The organism is Amycolatopsis sp. NBC_01286 (assembly GCF_035982555.1).
Classification (GTDB): Bacteria; Actinomycetota; Actinomycetes; order Mycobacteriales; family Pseudonocardiaceae; genus Amycolatopsis.
Genome location: NZ_CP108428.1, coordinates 9,370,115 through 9,390,234, shown reverse-complemented (window position 1 = coordinate 9,390,234; position 20,120 = coordinate 9,370,115). Strand labels below are relative to the sequence as shown.

Genomic DNA, 20,120 nt, shown 5'->3' with positions numbered 1-20,120 from the left:
AACTCCTGGGAGAAGTGAACCAACCCGGACGCGGTCCGGTTACCCGGCCGGTGCACCGGTAAACGCCGCCGCTCGTGATCTCCATCTCACCGGTTCGGGGAATACGGTTGGATGTCCCGATGACCGACAGCGACCTCGACGCCCACGCGCGGGACCTGATCGAGGCCAACCGCTACCTGACCCTGGGCACGACCGACCCGGACGGCGCGCCCTGGCTCACCCCGGTCTACTTCGCCCCGGCGGGCGACCGCGAGTTCGTCTGGGTCTCGGCGATCGACGCCCGCCACTCCCGCAACCTCGCCGAACGCCCGCGGGCGAGCGCGGTCGTCTTCGACTCGACGGTGGCGCCGTACCACGGCCGCGCGGTGTACGCGGCGGGCGAAGCGCGGGAACTCGCCGGCGACGACCTCGAACGCGCCCTGGCCGGTTACCCCCGGAGTGACGGCGCCGCGGCCGTGAGCCTCGACGACGTCACGGCGCCGTCGGCGTACCGGCTGTACGCGTTCACGGCGTCGGAGATGTGGGTGCTCTGCCCGCGCGAGCCCGGAACGCCTTGTCAGCGGCATGGCCGGACCGACGATCACCGTGCCGAGCTGTAGCGGTCAAGACCCGGATGGGTGGCTTCGACGGACTCAATCTTGATTCATTCCAGATTATCGGGCAGACTCGCCGCCGTGCCCACGACTTCGGAGTTCGAGCGGATGCTGCGCGGGGTGTCCCTGCGCGTCACGCGTCCACGGCTGGCGGTGCTGACCGCGGTGCACGGCCACCCGCACGCCGACACCGACTCGATCATCGGTGTCGTGCGCGGCGACCTCGGCGAAGTGTCCCACCAGGCCGTCTACGACGTCCTGCGGGCACTGACCGGCGCCGGGCTGCTCCGGCGCATCCAGCCCCCGGGTTCCGTGGCGCGCTACGAAGCCCGGGTCGGGGACAACCACCACCACGTCGTCTGCCGGTCCTGCGGGGCCATCGCCGACGTCGACTGCGCCGTCGGCGGTGCGCCCTGCCTGACCGCCTCCGAAGCCCACGGTTTCGTCATCGACGAGGCCGAGGTCGTCTACCGGGGCCTGTGCCCCGACTGTTCCAGTTCCTGAACACCGTTTCCCGGAAGGATTCCTGTGTCTGACAGCCCTGACGCCGTTGTTGGCGAGATGAACGAGGAGACCGCGGGCGGCTGCCCGGTCTCGGCCGGGCGTCGCAACCACCCGACCGAGGGCGCGGGAAACCGCGACTGGTGGCCGAACCAGCTCAACCTGAAGATCCTGCGCAAGCACCCCGCCGTCGCCAACCCCCTCGGTGAGGACTTCGACTACGCCGCCGCCTTCAAGACCGTCGACCTGGACGCGCTGGCCGCGGACGTCGACGCGGTGCTGACCACGTCGAAGGAGTGGTGGCCCGCGGACTTCGGGCACTACGGGCCGTTCATGATCCGTATGGCGTGGCACAGCGCCGGCACCTACCGCACCGACGACGGCCGCGGCGGAGCGGGCGCCGGAATGCAGCGCTTCGCGCCGCTGAACAGCTGGCCGGACAACGGGAACCTGGACAAGGCCCGCCGCCTGCTGTGGCCGGTCAAGAAGAAGTACGGCCAGAAGATCTCGTGGGCCGACCTGATGATCTTCACGGGCAACCGCGCCCTGGAGACCATGGGCTTCAAGACCTTCGGCTTCGCCGGCGGCCGCGCCGACGTGTGGGAGCCGGACGAGGACGTGTACTGGGGCCCGGAGCGCACCTGGCTGGGCGACGAGCGCTACACCGGTGACCGCGACCTGGAGAACCCGCTCGCCGCGGTCCAGATGGGCCTCATCTACGTCAACCCCGAAGGCCCGAACGGCAACCCGGACCCGCTGGCCTCGGCCCGCGACATCCGCGAGACGTTCGGCCGGATGGCGATGAACGACGAGGAGACCGTCGCGCTCATCGCCGGTGGCCACACCTTCGGCAAGACGCACGGCGCGGCCGACCCCGACGAGCACGTCGGCCCGGAGCCCGAGGGCGCCGGCATCGAGGAGCAGGGCCTCGGCTGGAACAACACCTTCGGTTCCGGCAAGGGCCGCGACGCCATCACCAGTGGCCTCGAGGTGACCTGGACCTCCACGCCGACGCAGTGGAGCAACCAGTTCTTCGACAACCTGTTCGGATACGAGTGGGAGCTGTCGAAGAGCCCGGCCGGCGCCCACCAGTGGGTGGCGAAGGATGCCGAGGACACCATCCCCGGCCCGGAGGCCGGTGACCCGGCCCGCAAGCCGACGATGCTGACGACCGACCTGGCGCTGCGCGTCGACCCGGTCTACGCGCAGATCTCCAAGCGCTTCCACGAGAACCCGGACCAGTTCGCGGACGCGTTCGCCCGCGCCTGGTACAAGCTCACCCACCGCGACATGGGCCCGATCCAGCGCTACCTCGGCCCGCTGGTGCCGCAGGAAGCCCTGATCTGGCAGGACCGCGTCCCCGCCGTCGACCACGAGCTGGTCTCCGACGCCGACGTGGCCGACCTCAAGGCCAAGCTGCTCGACTCGGGCCTGACCGTCGCCCAGCTCGTCTCGACCGCTTGGGCGTCGGCCTCGACGTTCCGAGCCAGCGACAAGCGCGGCGGCGCGAACGGCGCCCGCATCCGCCTCGAGCCGCAGCGCGGCTGGGAGGTCAACGAGCCCGACCAGCTCGCGCAGGTCCTGCGCACGCTGGAGGGTGTCCAGGAGTCCTTCGCCGCCGGTGGCAAGAAGGTCTCGCTGGCCGACCTGATCGTGCTCGGTGGCGCGGCGGCCGTCGAGAAGGCCGCCAAGGACGCGGGCGTCGACATCACGGTGCCGTTCACCCCGGGCCGCACCGACGCGACGCAGGAGCAGACCGACGCGGAGTCCTTCGCGCCGCTCGAGCCGACGATCGACGGGTTCCGCAACTACCGCGGCAAGGGCCACCGCCTGCCGTCGGAGTTCCTGCTGATCGACCGCGCGAACCTGCTGAACCTGAGCGCGCCGGAGCTGACCGTCCTCATCGGCGGCCTGCGCGTCCTGGGTGCGAACCACAAGCAGACGTCGCTGGGTGCGCTGACCGCGACGCCGGGTGTACTGACGAACGACTTCTTCGCGAACCTCCTCGACATGGAGACCGAGTGGAAGTCGACGTCGGAGGACCAGGAGACCTTCGAGGGCCGCGACCGCGCCACCGGCGAGGTCAAGTGGACCGGCTCCCGCGCCGACCTGGTGTTCGGCTCCAACTCGGAGCTGCGCGCACTGGCCGAGGTCTACGCGAGCGACGACGCCAAGGACAAGTTCGTCCGCGACTTCGTGGCCGCGTGGCACAAGGTCATGAACGCGGACCGGTACGACCTGGTCTGAGCTGACTGATCCACCGCGCCCGCGTTCGGCACTTTCACGTGAAAGTGCCGAACGCGGGCGCGAGTCGTTCCAGCTCCGCGACGTCCGCGAGGAAGTCGTCGGTTGTCGGGGGCATCAGCAGGACGTGGTCCGCGCCCGCCGACAGGTGCTCCTGGGCCTTCGCCGCGATCGCGTCCGGGCCGCCGTGGGCGACCACCGCGTCCGCCAAGGCGTCGACGTCGGCGACGTCGAAACCCAAGCGCTCCATGGCTTTCCCGTACCACGGCAGGCCCAGGCTGGCAGCAACCTTCTCCCGCGCCGCCGCGCGAGCGAGAGAAGGGTCGGCCTCCGTGACCACCGTCAGGCCGACCACCAGCAGCTTGTCCGCGCCCAGCGCCTTGCGCGCCTCGGTCGTGTACGCCGGAGGCAGGTTCGCGGGGTAGGCGCCGTCGGCGAGTTCGCCCGCCAGCGCCAGCATCTTCGGGCCGTTCGCGCCGAGGATCCGCGGGTACGCCGCTGACGGCGCGGGCGGCCACGTCTCCGCCGTCATGCGCTCGAGGTAGTCGCGCAGGGTCTTCACCGGGCTGCCGTACTCGCGCCCGACCCCGGCGGCCTGCGGCGCGTGGCCGACGCCGATCCCGAGCACCAGCCGGCCCGGGTACGCGTCGGCCAGCTGGGCCGCGCCCGCGTGCAGCGTCTGCGGCTCGCGGGCCCAGATGTTCGCGATGCCGGTGCCGAACGTGAGCCGGTCCGTCGCGGCGAGCAGCACGGCCAGCTGCACCAGGGCGTCCTTGCCGCCGACGACCTCGTTGGTCCAGGCGGCGCGGTACCCGGCGCGCTCCAGCCGTCGCGCGCCTTCGCGCTGGTCCGCAGCCGATGGGCTGCTGGTGAACGAGATCGGCAGGTAGACGCCGAGCGGGCCGAGCGCGGCACGAGCCGTGGTGATGTCCATGCCTCCACCGTGGGCCACCGCGCACCCCGCGTCCAATTGGCGTTTCGCATCGCGTGTCGCGATCTGTGCATCACCACAGCTCACGGCGGTACGATCGGACCGTGGACGACCTCGATCTCCGGCTGGTGCGCAGCTTCACCGTCGTCGCCGAGCACCGGCACTTCGGCCGCGCCGCCGCCGAGCTGCACCTGACGCAGTCGTCGCTGAGCCGCCAGATCGTCCGGCTGGAACAGCAGGTCGGCGCGCGCCTGCTCGACCGCACGCCGCAAGGTACCCGGCTCACCGAGGCCGGCGAGGCGTTCCTCGCGCTCGCCGCCGACGTCCTGCGCTCGGCGGCCGCGGCGACGGCCCGCGCCCGCGCGGTCGCCCGGCCCAGCCGGATCACCGTCGGCTACACCGGGAACCTGATCGTCACCCCGGCCGTCCGCGCGCTGCGCCACCGCCACCCGGACGCCGACGTCCGCACGCTCCACCTGAAGTGGGATGACGCCCGCGCGGCGTTGCTCGAGAACCGCGTGGACGCGGCGATCGTCCGGCTGCCGCTGCCCAGCACCGGGCTGCATGTGACGGTCTTGCGCGACGAGCCGCGGGTCCTCCTGATCCCGAGCGACCACCGCTTGGCGGGCAAGGAATCCGTGACGCTCGACGACATCGCCGACGAGCCGCTGCCCCGCGCGTCCGACGCCGAGTGGGACGCCTTCTGGCGCGTCGACCCGCGTCCCGACGGCCGCCCGGCGCCGGACGGGCCGTTCATCAGCGCCATCGAGGACAAGATCGAGCTGGTCGCGAGCGGTCAGGCGGTGGCGATCGTCCCGGCGGGCTCCGCCACACCCACCGGCCTGCGCCCGGACCTGACCACCGTCCCGCTGGCGGACGTCGAGCCGAGCCACGTGGCGCTGGCGACCCGCGCGGGGGACCGGAACCGGCTGGTGGCGGCGTTCCGCAAGTGCGCGGAGGCGGGCCTCACCAGCTGAGGCTCTGGTGCCCGAACATCCCGAGCAGCCACGTGTAGCGGACGGCTTCCCGGGCCTGGTCGTACGCCTCTTCGGTCGCCTGCCAGATGGCCTGGGTGATCAGTTCGATCGTGGCGGCGACGACGGTGCGCGCGGTGAACGGCGGCGGGGCCGGCAGCGCGGGATCGGTGCTGCGCAACCAAAGGACCGTCCGGTCGAACACGGCTTCGCCCGCACGCAGGACTTCCTCGCGGGCCTGGAGACCGGCGTCGCCGAGGGCGAAGATCTCGAGCAGGACGGCGCGGACGGCCGTCGGGCGGCGGTGGACGTAGTCGACGAGGAAGTCGCCGCACGCGGCGACGGCTTCGAGCGGGGTCGGGGCCGCGGCGGCCACGGCGACGCCTTGGTCGATGAAGTCGTTGCTGAGCACGCGGTATGCGGCGAGAAAGGCGTCCTGCTTGTCGGCGAACTGCTGGTAGAACGACGTCCGGGAGACGCCGGCGGTCGCCGTGATGTGCCCGACCGTGGTGCCGAGGTAGCCCCGGGTGCCGACGTTCTCCAGCACGGCGTCGATCAGCCGGGCGCGCTGGGTGCCGGCCACCTCGTCACGGCTGAGGCTGTGCGGGCCCTTCGGCAGCTTCCGGTGCGCTGTCACGTGCAGACCGTACTGTGCCCGGCCGGGTGCTCCGGCCGGGCACAGCGGTGTCAGCTCGTGGGGACTTCCGGGGCGAGCGAGTTGCCCGCCGGGATGTGCCCGCAGCTGGACGGCGCGGCCTTCCCGGCGAACCGGTCGTTCAGCCAGCCGATCGCGTCGGGCGCCCAGCGCACCGCGCCGCCGACGTGGCTGAGCAGGTCGTACTGCGCGTACTTGATCGAGCTGTTGCCGCCGGCGCAGTACTGCCGGGCCAGCGCCCGCACGTCGCCGGCGACCATCACGCCGTCACCCGTCCCGATCCCCGGCGGGTTGCCGAAGGTGCCTTCCAGCAGCCCGTTGTTCCCCTGCGCGATGAAGCCGGGAACGGACGGCGTCGGCGCCGAGCCGATGTTCACCTTGTTGACGGCGTCGACGAACGGGTGTACCGAGTTCGGGTTCGAGTACTGCGGCTTGACGAGCTTCTCCCACGTCAGCCCCGGGTAGCGGCCCAGCGCGTTGATGATCGACGCCTGCTCCACCTCCTGGAGGACCTTCAGGCCGTACGCGCTGGCGTAGGGCTTGAGGTCGATGTCGTAGGAGCGGGCGACGCCGACGAGCGCCATCGGGATGACGCCGGACCACACCGGGCTGCCGGCGACGTACTTCAGGTTGTGCGACGGCGCGACGAGCACGCCGCCTTCGGTGAAGCCCACCAGGTTCTTGTTGACGTCGGGCGCGTAGCTCGGCGCGAGCGCGGCCGCCCAGCCGGTCGCGATAGCGCCGCCCGAGTAGCCGATGAGGCCGAACTTGGTGGTACCGGTCAGGCCCGTCTCGGCCGCCTTCGTCGCGGCCCGGATCGAGTCCAGCGTGTTGGTGCCGTACTCCGGCCCCGCGGCGAAGTTCGCGTCCTGCCCCTCGGTGTCGGGGATGAGGATGTTGTAGCCCAGGAGCAGTGCGGGCGTGACGAGCAAGGACTCCCCGTTGGGCAGCAGCCCGCCGAGGGTGACGTCGCCGGCGATCGCCCGCGACGGGCTGTCCGCCGGGTTGAGCGAGTCGTAGGCCGACTGGTAGGAGATGGCTTTATTGTTGTCCCCGTTGGGACTCCGCACCACGGACGTGACGTTGGCGGCGGGATTTCCCTGCGCGTCGGTGGTCCGGTAGAGCAGCTGGATCGCCGTCAGCGGAGTCGGGATGCCGACGATGTGGTAGCTCAGCGTCCGGGTCTTGAGCACGGCCCCGGGATCGAACGACGACAGCGGTTCGCTGCCGCTGTAGGTGTAGAAGGAATCGGCCGCCGGAGCCGCGGAAGCCGCCGGCGCCACGGCGACGGTCAGCGTGAGGGCCGCGGCGACGGCCAGCAAGCGGGCAGGCTTGATCATGACTCCCCTTTGAATCATGAAGTGGATCACAATGGTGAATCGGTAACCTACCAGCCAGTAGCAATGGTGTACAGGGGCGTACACCATTTCCGCCGGTCGGGTGACCAGCGACTACGGGAAGCTCAGACCAGAGCGGTGCGCGCCGCGGGGAGTGTTGCTGTGTTCAAGAGCTGTCGAGCGTGCCTCACCTGGCAGTGGGGTTTCCTGTCCTCGTTGTTCCTTCATCGATCCGGGTGACTATGTTGCCCTTCGAGTCGGCGTCATGGGCCAATCTGGCGGCGAGGCAGTCGCTGGGGCCGATGTTGGCGTCCACCGCGCTCGGGAACGACGTGGCCTCCACGGCGATCCAGTAGTCCAGCAGAACCCGAAAGTGGCGTAGTTTTCCGACTTCAACAACAGTGCTCGGGGATACGTCCTGCTCAACCGCTGGTAGTCGGTCCAGATGCCGGGTGGGCGTAGGCGATGCCCCCGGCGACGAGCCAGAGCCTCTCGGCCGACACCCTCGGGAACTCAGGAGTCGACCAGCGCTTCGACGGCGACGATGTCGGTGGTCCACGCCGGGGATAGCCGATATCGGCAGACAGGCTTTCACGCTGACCGCTTCGGTGCGACTGCTGCCGGCCGGTCGCGTTCAAGGTCACTCGTAAGAGTCGAGCTGGTGTGTGGTGCGTTCGGGTACGCCTCGGTGTGGCGGTGTTGCAACATGTGCTCGCCGAGGTAGACAAGGAAGTTCGAGGATTACGGGGAAGGGTTCTCGGATGACTGGTTCTGTCGTGTTGCCCGGGAGGCGGGCTGCTGCACGGGCGTCGCGGCGGATAGCTACGCGAGTCACGGCTGAGCGCCGCGGTGTCGCCTGCGCTTGTTGGCATAGTGGGGGAGTGTGACGTGCCTGTTGACAGAATCGATGGGACGCCTGATGTGCGAGTGTCCGATGCCTCTGACGGCCGGATCTGCTCGGTAGGTGAACTGGGCGCCCAACGCGGACCGCTGGTCAGTGGGACCGAGGCCGGTGCGGCGTGGACGATCCCTCGGCAATTGCCACCGATACCGGCGCATTTCACCAGTCGCGTAGGCGAGCTGGAAGCGCTGGACCGCATCGCCGCTGCAGTAGGTGACGAACTTGGTGCTGTGGCACCGATAGCAGTGATTGTCGGACCTGGTGGTGTGGGTAAGACGGCATTGGCGGTCACTTGGGCTGTACGCAACTCGGCGCGGTTTGCCGATGGGCAACTCTACGCCGACATGCGGGGCTTCTCCGCGGACTCGGCAGCGCTGCCGGAAGAGGTGATGGCCGCGTTCCTCCGGGCTATGGGCGTGACGCCCGAGCACGTGCCGGTGCAATTGGCGGAGCAGATGACATTGTTCAGGACGGTCACGGCCGGTCGGCGGCTGCTGATCGTGGTCGACAATGCGGCGTCGGTTGCGCAGGTGCGTCCGTTTGTGCCGGCGTCGGTGGGGTGCATGGTGGTGGTCACGAGCCGGCTGCGCCTGGATGGGTTGTATTCCGAAGGTGCGCGGTCCGTGGAGATGGATCCGTTGCCGCAGGCTCAGGCGGTCGAGTTGCTGGCCCGTGCGGTCGGTCGACCGCGAGTGTCCGATCAGCAGCGGGAGGTCGTCGAGCTGGCGAGGCTGTGCGGCCGGATGCCGATCGCGTTACGGGTCGCGGCCGCGCGGCTGGCGTCGCGACCTCGCTGGTCGGTGGCGCGGGTGGTTGCCGAACTGAGTGACGAACGGTCGCGGCTGAAACGGCTTACGGCCGACGGTGACACGGTGGTGACCGCAACGTTCGATTGGTCCTACGAAGCTCTACCCGAGCACGTGGCCAGACTGTATCGGCTGATGAGTGCGCATCCGGGGCCGGACTTCGGGTCCGGTGTTGTCGCTGCGGTCGGGCAGATGACCGTTGAGCAGGCAGCTGACGGTCTGCAGGTACTGGTGGACACGAGCTTGCTGGAGGAGCTCGACAGCGATCGGTATCGCTTTCACGACCTGGTCCGCCTGCATGGTCGCGCGCAGTGGGATCAGGAGTGTGATGAGGTCCTGGTGCGGGTTGGGCAGTGGTACTTGCGGGAAATGACGCGAGCGAACCTGGTGGTGATCCCGCTGCGCTGGCGAGTCAGCCCTGTCGCAGAGCAGCTCCAGCACGAGCCGGCTCGGTTCGCCTCGGATCGAGCAGCTTTGGAGTGGCTGGCTGCGGAGCTGCCGAACGTAGTGGTGGTGCTGGAGGACGCGGTCGCGGACCGGCACGACGAGCTGGCGTGGCAGCTGTGTGAGGCGTTGTGGGAGCTGATGCTTTACCGCAAATTATACCCGGAGTGGCTGCGCTCGCACGAACTGGGCATCACCGCGGCGCAGCGTTGCGGCAACCGGGTGGCGGAGTCGCGGCTGCGTCATCAGCTGGGCCGTGCCTACCTGGATCTGGGGCGCCTGGGGCGCGCTGAGCAGGAGACGCGACGGGCAGCTGAGCTGGCGCGGGAGGTAAACGATCTGCGCAACGAGTCGGCGGCGCTGCAGCAGCTGGGGATGGTGGCGCGGGATCGCGGTGAACTGGAGTCTGCGGTAAGGCTGTTCACCGAGAGCTTGCTGTTGGAGCAGGAGCTGGGCATCGATCGCGGGGTGGCGTTGCGGCACCGCCGGATCGGGGAGACGTTGCGGCAGGCAGGTCTGGACACCGAGGCTGCGCGGCATCTGGAGGCAGCCGCGCAGTTGTTCGCTGAGATCGGGGACGACAAGAGTGAGGCGCAGGTGGCGCTGGGGCTGGCCCGGATCGATGCGCGATCCGGGCGTCCCGAGGCGGCGTTGAGCCGGCTGCGTCAGGCGCGAGGGGTGCTGAGCAGGTCAGGGTCAGCTGTGTATGAGGCGGAGGTGCTGCTGGCGCTGGCTGAGGTCTCCGACGGCGATGACCAGCGTGGCAGGGCCAGGGGTTACCTGGCCGAAGCTGTCGAGCTGCTGAGTGATGTCGGTGGCACCGCACTTGACCGCGCAACCGCGGCCTTGCGCAGGCTCGATGAGGCTGATCGAGGCGAGGGTGTGCAGCCGGTGCCCGGTGATCAGCCACAGGAAGGCGCCGACGGCGGAGACCTCGGCGGGGCCGGCGGGGATGAGGGTGATATCTCCGGTGTGATCGCCGAGCAGTAGCACTGCGGTGCCGATCGGCACCGCGACCATGGTGAGGCCGGGAAGCCGGTCGAACACAGCGGCCAGGGTTGATCGGCCGTCTGCTCGGCACGGCTGTGGCGAGGTGATGACGACGTCGGCGAGTGTCTGGCGGTTGCGCTGGTTGTCGCGGTGGGCGGTGAGGAGCGTGCCGTGATGGCGGTCTCGGCTGTATCGCCAGTGGGTCAGGCCGCAGCCGGCAGCAGTGGCGCTGGTGGGGTGGACGGTGATGATCGGTGTGTAGGAGGTCATGTTCTCACCAGCTTGGGCAAAGGGACGGGGGAGACCGGCACTTCCCGGGCAGGTTCGGGCAGGTTGAGCAGCCGGTACATGGTGCGGCGCAGGATGCGTCCGGCCTGCCCGGGGCGTGAGGTGAGCAGTTCGCGGATGGACTGCGGGAATCCGGTGGTGTCGCGGGCCTGAGCGGCGGCGCGCAGCTGCGGCTCGAGCGGCTGGTCCAGCTGCCAGTGGGGAGCGTGCCGGGCGAGGAATTCGGTCGGAGTGGCGGGCAGCAGCGGCCGGTCGGAGGTGTCGGCGAGCAGAATCGACGCGCCAATAGCCGCGCCGTAGCCGGTGACGGATCCGTAGTCGCCGATGACGTGGTCGGCGGCGACCAGTGCGGCGCGCCAGCCCTCCTCGGGCGGGACGAGGACGAGGCCGGCACGGAGTGCGTCAGCGAGCCAGGACCGTAGTTGCCACGGACTGTGGTGGGACCAGATCTGCGGGTGCACGGCGGCGACGATGCGATAGCGGTCGTGGGGGAGTTCGGCGACGACGCGGTCGAACATGTCCGGGTGGCGGCCGAACGCCGATCGTGGTGACCAGGTGGAGGTGACCAGGACGACCTGCTGGTCGTCGGCGGCGCCGAGAGCACGCCTGTACTGATGGCGGTAGGGGAGGCTGGCAGCGAGGCGGTCGAAGGCGATGTCGCCGGCGACGACGGCGGCGGGAAGCGCCGCCGGGCAGACCTGAGCGAGCAGGGCGTGCTCGCGGTCGTGGACGAGGACGATCGCGTCGGCGCGGAGGCGGCCTTCGCGCATCAGCTGATCAGGGCCGAGGTTGGTGCGCAGCTGGGGTGGCTGAGTGAAGGTGGTGCCGGGCGGGCTTCCGTTGCGGTACTGGCCGAATCCGCCGCCGTGCGGGACGAGCAGGGCCGGCGCGGCGAGCTGGTCGAGTCCAGCGACGCTGCCGGCGAGAACGAGGTCGAGGCGGCTACGGCGGGCTTGGGCCCACGGCAGCACGGCGGCGCCGTGAGCGTGGAGGAAATCGCGGGTGGCTTCCCAGTTGTCGTCGTCGTGGGGGTCGCTGAAGACGACTTGGATGCGGTGATCGGCCTCCAGCAGCGGCATCAAATCCAGCAAACGGGTACCGGCGACGATATGCGGCACCAGCACGAGTACGGATTTCGTGCCGCGGCGGGTGAGCAGGTGCTGATCGGCGTGATCGATGGGACTGCGTACCCATGTGGTGGCGCTCATCGCATATGTCTCCCTCGCATCGTGGGCTTGAACCCAGGTTGCTGGGACAGCTTGTGAAACAGCTTTCAGTCTGTGCATCGGGTCATTGACAGTTGATCAACATTGATCGTCAGTGGAGGCTTTCCGGTGCTGTGAACGGCTGGTGCGGCGTGAGTCTGAGAGCGTCGCGGCGGACTCCGGATTCGTCGGCGCAGGGTCCCTTGTGTCCGGTAATGCGATCGCGGAATAATCGGACAACGTTGCGCATCTGTGACCGCCGCTGCTGGTAAGGCTTCAGAGACGGCAGGTTCTGTCGTCATGCTGTTGAATCGTGTTCGGTGTCCGAAAAATGTCATGGACCCGGATCGAGGGGCAGAAAAGTTGTGTCGGCCTGCTGGTTTGCCGACGTGTATTCGATCAGCGGTGATCATCATTTCAGGACACTTGTGGCGATGAACTGGCTGTCCGTCTGGACAAATGCGAAAATGTTGAGGGTGGAGAGGGCTGACGGTGGGTTCGCCATGGGGAGGGGTCTGGTGGAAATCGGGTTCGGAATTCTCGGGCAAACGGTCTTGCTGCTGCACGGGAATCTGGGCGTGAAGCCCGTGCGCGGGCGTCCCGGCAAGGTACTGGCCGCATTGCTGGCCCAACCGAACCAACGAGCGTCGGTGGACACCGTCGTGCAGTGGGCGTGGGACGAGCAGGAGAACCCGCCACAGGACGGCCTGGGAACGCTGCACCAGACAGGCGCCCGGCTGCGTCAGATCTTCCAGTCCGAAGGTGTTGATCCAGGTGTCGTCAGTATCGGCAAGGGCGGATGCCGCTTGGGTGTCGATGATCAGCAGATCGATTACCTTCAGTTTCGGGCGATGATGTCGCGTGCGCGCGAGTTCCACGACCGGGGGCAACACGATCGCGCGCACGTCGAGGCGCTGGCCGCGCTGCGGCTGCGACGCGACGAGCCACTGGCGGATTTGCGGGCCGACGCAGCTGATCAGTGGCGCATCCGCTGGCAGCGCAATGAGTGGGTGCCGGCCAACGCGTTCGTGGCCGCCCAGCAACTGCTGCTCGGGCAAACCGAGTTGGCCGTGGCACGTCTGGAAGAGCTGGATGCGGCTCATCCGATGGAGTTGAGCCTGGCGAAGCTGCGGATCCGGGCGTTGATGGCCGCGGGTCGAGGGCTGGAAGCGTCCGAGTACTTCCGGCGGATCCGCCGGGAATTGCAAGAGTCCGGCGACCTGCATGCCGCTGATGACCTGCTCGCGCTCTACAACGAGGTGATCAAGCCCGGCGCCGTTTCCTTCCCTGCATCGGTGAGGCCGGTTTCGCGAGTCATGGAGACGCCGGAGGTCGAGGAGCAGGTGCTCCCGGTGGTCTGGCACGTTTCGCCCGATGTCGGCGGCGTTGTCGGGCGCGACGAGGTGATCGCGGAGCTCGATGCGTTCACCACGGACTCGGCCGGCCTGCCGCGCGACGAGGTGGTCATGCTCACCGGGGCGCCGGGGGCGGGGAAGACGACGGTTGCTCTTCGGTGGGCGCACCGGGCTGCGGGGCGTTACCCGAACGGTGTGGTCATGCTCGACCTGCGCGGCGATGGCCAGACCGCAGGGCGTACGGCGGCGGATGTGGTCGAGCTGCTCCTGGAGCTGATGGATGTCCAGGTCGATCAGATCGTGTCTCCGGTCGCGCGAGCGGCACGGCTGACCCGGTTGCTGGCGCAACGCCGGATGCTGGTGATCTTGGACAACGTGGCCCGCTCGGACCAGGTCGAGCCGCTGCTGGGTGTCCTGGCGGGATGCACGGTCGTGGTGGTCACCCGACAGCGGTTGTCGGCGCTGCTGGCCGCACGAACGTGTCCCGTGGTCACGGTGGCGCCGCTGTCGGTGGAGGCGGCACGCGAGCTGTTGGAACGGCGGATCGGGTTGCGGGCCCGGCAGGATCCAGTCGGCACGGGCGGGCTGATCCGGCTGTGTCAGGGCAACGCACTCGCGTTGACCCTGGTGGCAGTGCGCGCGGCCGCGCGCGCGGGTATGCGGTTGACGACGCTGGCCGAGGCGCTGCGCGACGCGGACATGCTGCTGGACCTGGGTAACGACGGTGACGGGCCGGGGCGGAGCCTGCGGTCGGCCTTCACTCTGTCGTTTCAAGGTTTGGGATCTGCTGAGCAGCGCACCTTTTCGATGATCGGGCTCCATCCCGGGGTGGAGGTGGCCTCGGACGCGGTCGCCGCGGCGGACGGGCGGTCGGTGTCGAACGTGCGGCGATCACTGGACGTGCTGGTCGCGGCGCATTTGATCGAGCAGCCCGGCGACCTGGACCGCTACCGGGTGCACAACCTGCTGCAGCTGTACGCGGCGTCGCTGGCCCGGAAGCTTCCTGATATCGAGCAGGCGCGGCGCCGGCTGCTCGAGTACTACCTCCTTACCGCGTACGAAGCGCACCAGGTCGTTTACCCAGGCCGAGACCGGCCGGAGATGCCGCAGATCAGTGAGGATGTCGTCGCGGCGCAGTTCACGACACCGGCAGCAGCGCGACAGTGGTTCCTGCGCGAGCGCACGACCCTCACTACGTCGGTTCAGCTCGCGGCACAGGCGCAGTTGCACGAAATCGCCTTTACTCTGCCGTCGCTCACAGCAGACGTGTTCGACCGGCACGGTCACTTCGGTGACATCATCACCGGGTTCACGGTTGCGGCGTCGTCGGCCGCGGCTGTGGGCAACGCATACGCGGAGGCGTCGAGCTTAAACGACCTCGGGCACGTCTTGCTGCTGATGGGACAGGACTCGCGCGCGGAGCCGTACTTGGAAGCCGCGTTGCGTTTGGTCGACGAACACGGCATCGGGATCGGCCGGGTGACGGTGATGCTCAACATGGCACGGCGGCACCTGCACGCCGGTCGAGTCGAGCAAGCGGTGACCATGGCCCGGGAGACGCTGGCGTCGGCGAGGGCACTGGAAGAGCCGGAGCGATGTGGCGCGGCTCTTCACCGGCTCGCGGACGCGCTTCTGGAGCAGGGCGGTCACCAGGGCGAAGCTATCGAGCTGTACCGCGAGGCACTGGCGGTGCGTGAGCACATCGACGACGGCCCGGGTCGCATTCTGACTCATATCGCGTTGGGCGACCTGCTGACCCGGATGGGGCGCCAAGAGGCAGCCGATGAGCAATGCCGAAAGGCGTCGGCGCTGGTCAGCGTGAGCCAGCATCTGCCGGCGGCGATGAAGTTGAACACCGTTCTTGCACGTCTTCGTCATGCCGAAGGTCAGGACCGTGTCGCGTTGCAGCACGCTCACCGGGCGGTCGAGCTCGCAGATCGGTCTGGGCATGCGACGGGCAGGGGGAGGGCCCTGGACACGCTGGCTCAGATCTTGCGGGATCGGGGCAACCTCGACGACGCTCGTGCGTTGTGGCTGCGAGCAGCGCAGTTGTTCCGGGATCGCGAGCGGGTCGGGCAGGCGCGGCGGATCGAGGCATTGCTGGAGGAGCTGGATTTCGCGGTGATTCCACAGGCTCGTGACGGCGACACCGTCGCGATGCCGTCTCCGCAGCTGTTGCTGTCGGGGCGTGCCCAGAGAAGGTCAGCCGGTACCAAAGACCCGATGTAGAACCAGTACTCCGAGCCAGGTGTGGAGGGCCTGGCCCCATCGTGTCGACAGCGGCGCTCACTGGATGAGCGCCGCTGTCGTGTTTTCCGAGGAGGGACACACGGACGCGTGAATGATCCTCCTGAAGGCCCTCGCGAGTACGAAGCATGGATGTGACAATCTGCGCCTATATGTCAAATGCGGGCGCCCAGGTCGGGCCTCTTGCGTCGGGTTCGCGCCACGTCGAGTCGCGCGACCTGTTGGGCGTTGCCGACTGTTACTCGTTGTGACATGAACTCGAGCGCATAGTTGACTCGTTGTGGTCGAAGCGAGGTCTGGTGCGATGATCGAGGATTACGGAGCGAAGTAGAAATTATCCCCTGGTCGGGCAGTGTGTCGGCGAGTTAAGGTTGATGATCTTCGAAATTAGCGTTGAGTGTTGCTGACGGTAGCCTGATCAGTAGGGGAGGCCACTGTTGGGTGAACATTTGTCAGCCGGTAGTGTCTCGGCGTCCAGTAAATCGTGGCTGCTGATACGCGGCCACCGGGCCCTGAGGTGGACGAGTTGAAGCTGTTCTGGCCTTCGGTCGCGGTTGCGTCCAGCGTCGTGTGGGTGCTCTCGGTGACGGCTGCGTCCGCCGAGGCGTCGACTTACGGCCCTGTCGGCACTGCGGTTTCGGAGCCGACGTACATCCCTGCCCTCGCGGCGCCGTATGGCGTGAAGGAAGAGCCGCAGGCCTCCACGCTTCACTGGCGCTACTACTGACGTGCGTGGGCGTCCGGCTAGGGCCGGGCGCCCGTCGGGCGGTGCGGTGAGTCGGCCCGGTCGCCGGGGTCAGTGAAGATGGTTCGAGAAAGTTGACGCCTTCCGCGGTCGGCCCCGGCCGCGGAGCTCGACACCTGCGTCGAGCAGCATGCGTTTGGTGATATCGCGGCCCAGTCCGAAAGTTTTCCCGGTCTCCACGATCGACTTGCCGCTGTGATAGGTCTCGACCATGCCCGGGGGTGCGGGCGGCATGATCGGCCGAGGCGGCCGGAATTCGACGCCTTGATCTTCCAGTACGGCACGTAAAGTTCGAAGACTGCCATCGAAGCCGTCCATGAGGACGCTCAATGTGTCACCGTCCAGATACCGACGTCGCAGCTCTTTGGCTTCCTTGAGAGGCACGTCGGTGGCAAGTCGCTGTGGTCGCCTGAACGGTTGTCGCGTCTTTCCGGCCTCGCTCATGAGATCACCGCCGCCCCAAGTAGCCGATCCGGCATCGCTGAAGCGCGTGCGCCATCGCCACATGCGATCTGAGGTGCTTATCCAGGCAAAGGCACGTGTGACCACGTGTGCACCGCCAGACGTGTTCTACTTGTTCGCTCGTGTGAGCGACATATGAGTTTGCCGCGGTCATCGCAGATTCACTCCCTGATCTGCGAGCGTGGTCCTGGCTATGTACCGGTCGGCGGGACAACTGACCAGTATCCGGGCGTTCGGACAGCATCAGTGATCCGTCCGGCGCGGCTGCCGCTTCCACACGGTTCAGGTGTGGACGGCCAGGCCTACATGACGGCATTGCGGCGGGCTCAGGTTCGCGGAGCCACTGAGCCGTCGCGATGCTGCTCGGCATGAGAACGGTCATTCCAGGTGGAAAGTGCATGCGGACGTGTGCTGTCGATGAAGGCGGACACTTCACTGTCCCGGTCACAGTCGTTGCCTCGGCCGTTGTTGTTACGGCCGGTCGCCGGTGCGGTTCGGGCGTGTATGGCTGTGCCGGGGCGTCGGCATCGAGGGTCACCTCGGTTGTTCCGGCGCCATTTCGTGTCGGATACCCGCGACGCTGCGGGGGCGATCAGACGTGCCGCCGGCGGGATGTGTTGCTCCGGCCGGCCGGAGCAACACCATGGCCGCGGCCTTGAGTCGAGTCCTGATGTGCAGGTGGCGTCGGCCCGGACGAAGGGCGGCGGGTTGGCCGTGGCCCGCGCAGAGCACGCTGCGGGTGGTATGGATGCCGATGGCCGGCTAGGGGGACGCAGGTCGGCATGGTTAGTGGGAGACCATGACAACGCCGTTTCGTGGTGAGGCGATGAGACCAGCTGGGCTCGGTTGCAGCCGAGCGCGCAACCGAGAGGGAAGGGTCGACGGAGCGAGTACGTCGCCGGTGAAGTGGGCGCGGCCCAGCGCCTCTGTCCCGTTACATGGTCGGGCTCCGGCCAGCGCGCGCTAATCGGCGGGCAACCAGGAACAGCCGGCCAGCATGTGGGGAGTAGCCGGTCGAGCGCAGCGTCGTCGGGAACAATCTCGGTGACTACAGGTTCTCGTGGCGTCCGGGTCGGGTCGAAAATGTTCGCGGTTCTGGTGACGTGGCGGAGCTGAGGCCTCGCTGCTATGTGCGAAGGATGCGGACCAACTCGAGATGCTGCTGCAGGCCATTGAGTATCGGGACACGGGAGCACAGTGCATTGACGGCTGGATCGACTCGGCACGCAAGAGCCTGAAACCGAGGCCGCGCGACGCGTCGCTGAGGCAGCGATCGCTCTGTCGCCACTGGCATGGCGAGACCGCAGACGGCAGACGCAATCGTCGCGTTGCTGGCCGTCGCCGCTGCTCAACGTGCCTATTGTGCTGGTTTCCAAAGCCTCCGAGTGCACCAAATCCTCGGTGACACGGTCGAAGAATCAGACGGAATCGCTACCCCAGCCCTCCGCAGAGGGTGGCGATCCATCTCGGCGGATATCAAAGCGGTCTGTGTGAACTGCTTGCCCTCACCTGTTCAGACCAGAGCGGTGCGCGCCGCGGGGAGGTCGTCGGTCCACTCGTCGGTGAAGCTGCTCCGCTTCACGGCCGGGACGGCGGCGCACATCCGGAGCCACGCCTTCATCCCCTGGCGGGCCAGGACGTTGTCCGAGGTGAACCGGTCGGCGAAGGAGCGTGACGTGTTCACGGCTTCGAAGCCGTAGGTCAGCATCCGGCGCTCGTATTCACCGACCGCGTCGGTCAGGCCGGCTTCGCCGCGGTGCACGGCCTTGAGCTGGTGGGCCAGCAGCGCCGCATCGCGCAGCGCCGTGTTGGCGCCCAGGCTCATCACCGGGGTCATGTTGTGCACGGCGTCGCCGATGAGGGTCACCGGGCCGGTCGGCCAGGGTTCGACCGGGGTGGCGGACTTGAACGCGATCGCGTGCACGCCCGCCGGGTCGGAGTCGGTGACCATCCGGCGCAGGTCCGGGTGCCAGCCGTGGATGTGCTCGGCCACGACGTTCTGCAACGCGGGCCCGGGCAGCGACTCCACGTCGGCCGGATAGCCGGCGCGTTTCGCCGCGAACGCCCAGAGCACGTAGTCCTGGACGTCGTCGAGGAGATCGGTGCCGGTCAGGCCGAATGCCGTCAGGTCGATGCCGCCGCCGACCGCTTCGGCGGTGCGGGTCCGGCCGTCGAACACCGCGGTGAACAGGAAACTGCCGCCCGGCGGGAGCACGATGTTCATCCCGCCGCGGATCCGCGACGGCAGCCAGGCGCGGGTCTCGTCGGTCAGCGCCAGCCGGCCGGCCACGCCCACCGCGCCGGTCGGCACCCGGTGCGCGTGCGGCAGGAGCTGGGCGCGCACCCGGGAGTTGGCGCCGTCCGCGCCGATCAGCAGATCGCCGGTCGCGGTGGCGCCGTCGGCGAAGTGTGCCGTCACCGTGCCGTCCGGGTTGGTCTCGTATCGCTCGAACGTCCGTCCGAAGTGGACGTTCTCGCCCAGGCCGGCCAGGAGCAGCCGCCGCAACGCGATCCGGCTGACCGCGCGGTGGTCGCCGGTCCCGCCGGTCATCAGCTCCTCCTCGACGAAGAGCAGCTCGCGCAGGCGGTGGGTCTGGAAGCTCAGGCCCGCGCCCGGATCGCCCGCGGTGGCGGCGAAGGCGTCCCACAGCGGGCGCGGCAGGCATCGGCGCAGGGCGCGGCAGCCGAACCGGTTGAGGTGGATGCGGTAGCCCTGCAGCCAGTCGGCCGCCTCGCCGTTGCGCTCGTGGACCTGGACGTCGACGCCGGCCGCGGTGAGGGACTGGGCCATCGCGAGCCCGCCGATGCCGCCGCCGATGATCAGTGCTCTCATGTCTGTTCTCCCCGGTTGGCCAGCAGATCCGTCAGTTTGTCCAGCACCCGGTCGTGCCAGGTCACCTCGGCTTCGAGGCGGATGAGCACGTGGTCGAACCCCAGCGGCTCCAGGCCGTCGAGGTAGGGCCCCGCGTGTTCCTGAAGGTGCTTCCAGGACGCGAGTTCCGCGACGAGCGCGGCCCGGCGGTCCTCGACCAGCGCCCGCAACGTCGCCTCGTCGAGGTCCTCGGTGTAGGCCAGCGCCAGGTCGACCGGATCCGGGCGCAGCTTGGTGGTGGTGAGGATGGTGTGGCGCAGCACGGAAAGCTCGCGCCGGCCCTCTTCGGTGATCGTGTAGACCGTGCGTTCGGGCATGTTCCCCACGCGTTCGGTGCGCAGCGCCTCGATGACGCCCTCGTCCGCCATCCGCCGCAGCGCGCCGTAGAGCGAGCCGGGTTTGACGTCCGCCCAGAGCTCGGTGCGGTCGACCTGCGCCGCCCGCCGGATCTGGTGCCCGTGCATCGGACCGCCCCGCGCCAGTGCGCCGAGGATGAACAACCGAACTGCTCCCATGTGAGTACTCAAACACGAGTACTAGGTCCTAGTCAAACGCGAGTAGTCCGCGAAG

14 protein-coding genes and 1 pseudogene are annotated in these 20,120 nt (G+C 68.4%); 8 read left to right on the top strand and 7 right to left on the bottom strand.

What is annotated here, in order from left to right:
- Positions 1-119: 119 nt before the first annotated feature.
- The 3 genes from OG570_RS42900 (at position 120) to katG (ending at position 3,341) form a co-directional block, all read left to right on the top strand.
- On the top strand, positions 120-599 hold the full coding sequence (locus tag OG570_RS42900) for a pyridoxamine 5'-phosphate oxidase family protein (RefSeq protein ID WP_326954450.1): 480 nt from the start codon (positions 120-122) through the stop codon (positions 597-599).
- Positions 600-674: 75 nt separating this feature from the next.
- Positions 675-1,097 (top strand): Fur family transcriptional regulator, encoded by a 423-nt coding sequence (locus OG570_RS42895; RefSeq protein WP_326954449.1) that lies wholly within the window; start codon positions 675-677, stop codon positions 1,095-1,097.
- A 57-nt stretch (positions 1,098-1,154) separates the two neighbouring features.
- Entirely contained in the window at positions 1,155-3,341 is a 2,187-nt protein-coding gene (katG, locus tag OG570_RS42890; RefSeq protein ID WP_442788230.1) for a catalase/peroxidase HPI, read from the top strand.
- 34 nt (positions 3,342-3,375) lie between these two features.
- On the opposite strand, the gene OG570_RS42885 is transcribed toward katG, so the two are convergent.
- Positions 3,376-4,272, bottom strand: coding sequence for a TIGR03620 family F420-dependent LLM class oxidoreductase (locus OG570_RS42885; RefSeq protein ID WP_326954447.1), 897 nt, complete (start codon positions 4,270-4,272; stop codon positions 3,376-3,378).
- Between the two features lie 101 nt (positions 4,273-4,373).
- Between OG570_RS42885 and OG570_RS42880 the strand changes: the two genes are divergently transcribed.
- A complete protein-coding gene (locus tag OG570_RS42880) occupies positions 4,374-5,246 on the top strand; it encodes a LysR family transcriptional regulator (protein WP_247049748.1) in 873 nt (290 codons plus the stop codon).
- On the opposite strand, the gene OG570_RS42875 is transcribed toward OG570_RS42880, so the two are convergent.
- On the bottom strand, positions 5,236-5,880 hold the full coding sequence (locus OG570_RS42875; protein WP_326948182.1) for a TetR/AcrR family transcriptional regulator: 645 nt from the start codon (positions 5,878-5,880) through the stop codon (positions 5,236-5,238). The two genes, OG570_RS42880 and OG570_RS42875, sit on opposite strands and share 11 nt — an antisense overlap.
- Before the next feature lie 50 nt (positions 5,881-5,930).
- On the bottom strand, positions 5,931-7,238 hold the full coding sequence (locus OG570_RS42870) for a lipase family protein (protein WP_326954446.1): 1,308 nt from the start codon (positions 7,236-7,238) through the stop codon (positions 5,931-5,933).
- An 885-nt stretch (positions 7,239-8,123) separates the two neighbouring features.
- On the opposite strand from OG570_RS42870, the gene OG570_RS42865 reads away from it, so the two are divergent.
- Positions 8,124-10,376 (top strand): ATP-binding protein, encoded by a 2,253-nt coding sequence (locus tag OG570_RS42865; RefSeq protein WP_326954445.1) that lies wholly within the window; start codon positions 8,124-8,126, stop codon positions 10,374-10,376.
- 266 nt (positions 10,377-10,642) lie between these two features.
- Here OG570_RS42865 and OG570_RS42860 read toward each other — a convergent pair whose 3' ends face one another.
- Positions 10,643-11,872: a hypothetical protein gene (locus OG570_RS42860; RefSeq protein WP_326954444.1), complete on the bottom strand. Its 1,230-nt coding sequence runs from the start codon at positions 11,870-11,872 to the stop codon at positions 10,643-10,645.
- Positions 11,873-12,387: 515 nt separating this feature from the next.
- Here OG570_RS42860 and OG570_RS42855 point away from each other — a divergent pair.
- Positions 12,388-15,453 carry an AfsR/SARP family transcriptional regulator gene (locus tag OG570_RS42855; RefSeq protein WP_326954443.1) on the top strand — a complete coding sequence of 1,022 codons (3,066 nt, stop codon included), beginning with the start codon at positions 12,388-12,390 and terminating at the stop codon, positions 15,451-15,453.
- A gap of 544 nt (positions 15,454-15,997) precedes the next feature.
- Positions 15,998-16,198 carry a hypothetical protein gene (locus OG570_RS42850; protein WP_326954442.1) on the top strand — a complete coding sequence of 67 codons (201 nt, stop codon included), beginning with the start codon at positions 15,998-16,000 and terminating at the stop codon, positions 16,196-16,198.
- 69 nt (positions 16,199-16,267) lie between these two features.
- Here OG570_RS42850 and OG570_RS42845 read toward each other — a convergent pair whose 3' ends face one another.
- Positions 16,268-16,660, bottom strand: a complete 393-nt coding sequence (locus OG570_RS42845) for a hypothetical protein (RefSeq protein ID WP_326954441.1) — start codon at positions 16,658-16,660, stop codon at positions 16,268-16,270.
- 1,144 nt (positions 16,661-17,804) lie between these two features.
- Here OG570_RS42845 and OG570_RS42840 point away from each other — a divergent pair.
- Positions 17,805-17,983: pseudogene (locus tag OG570_RS42840) on the top strand (HD domain-containing protein); the annotation flags it as partial.
- A gap of 208 nt (positions 17,984-18,191) precedes the next feature.
- On the opposite strand, the gene OG570_RS42835 reads toward OG570_RS42840, so the two are convergent.
- Both OG570_RS42835 and OG570_RS42830 read right to left on the bottom strand, forming a co-directional pair.
- Positions 18,192-19,511 carry an NAD(P)/FAD-dependent oxidoreductase gene (locus OG570_RS42835; protein WP_326954440.1) on the bottom strand — a complete coding sequence of 440 codons (1,320 nt, stop codon included), beginning with the start codon at positions 19,509-19,511 and terminating at the stop codon, positions 18,192-18,194.
- Positions 19,508-20,065, bottom strand: a complete 558-nt coding sequence (locus tag OG570_RS42830) for a PadR family transcriptional regulator (RefSeq protein ID WP_326948185.1) — start codon at positions 20,063-20,065, stop codon at positions 19,508-19,510. Before OG570_RS42830 ends, OG570_RS42835 begins: the two co-directional genes overlap by 4 nt.
- Positions 20,066-20,120: the final 55 nt, after the last annotated feature.

Bases quoted from the DNA above. Each gene is read 5' to 3' on its own strand.
- OG570_RS42900 (WP_326954450.1), top strand. From the start codon at position 120: ATGACCGACAGCGACCTCGACGCCCACGCGCGGGACCTGATCGAGGCC.
- katG (WP_442788230.1), top strand. From the start codon at position 1,155: ATGAACGAGGAGACCGCGGGCGGCTGCCCGGTCTCGGCCGGGCGTCGC.
- OG570_RS42885 (WP_326954447.1), bottom strand. From the start codon at position 4,272: ATGGACATCACCACGGCTCGTGCCGCGCTCGGCCCGCTCGGCGTCTAC.
- OG570_RS42870 (WP_326954446.1), bottom strand. From the start codon at position 7,238: ATGATCAAGCCTGCCCGCTTGCTGGCCGTCGCCGCGGCCCTCACGCTG.
- OG570_RS42860 (WP_326954444.1), bottom strand. From the start codon at position 11,872: ATGAGCGCCACCACATGGGTACGCAGTCCCATCGATCACGCCGATCAG.
- OG570_RS42845 (WP_326954441.1), bottom strand. From the start codon at position 16,660: ATGAGCGAGGCCGGAAAGACGCGACAACCGTTCAGGCGACCACAGCGA.
- OG570_RS42835 (WP_326954440.1), bottom strand. From the start codon at position 19,511: ATGAGAGCACTGATCATCGGCGGCGGCATCGGCGGGCTCGCGATGGCC.
- OG570_RS42830 (WP_326948185.1), bottom strand. From the start codon at position 20,065: ATGGGAGCAGTTCGGTTGTTCATCCTCGGCGCACTGGCGCGGGGCGGT.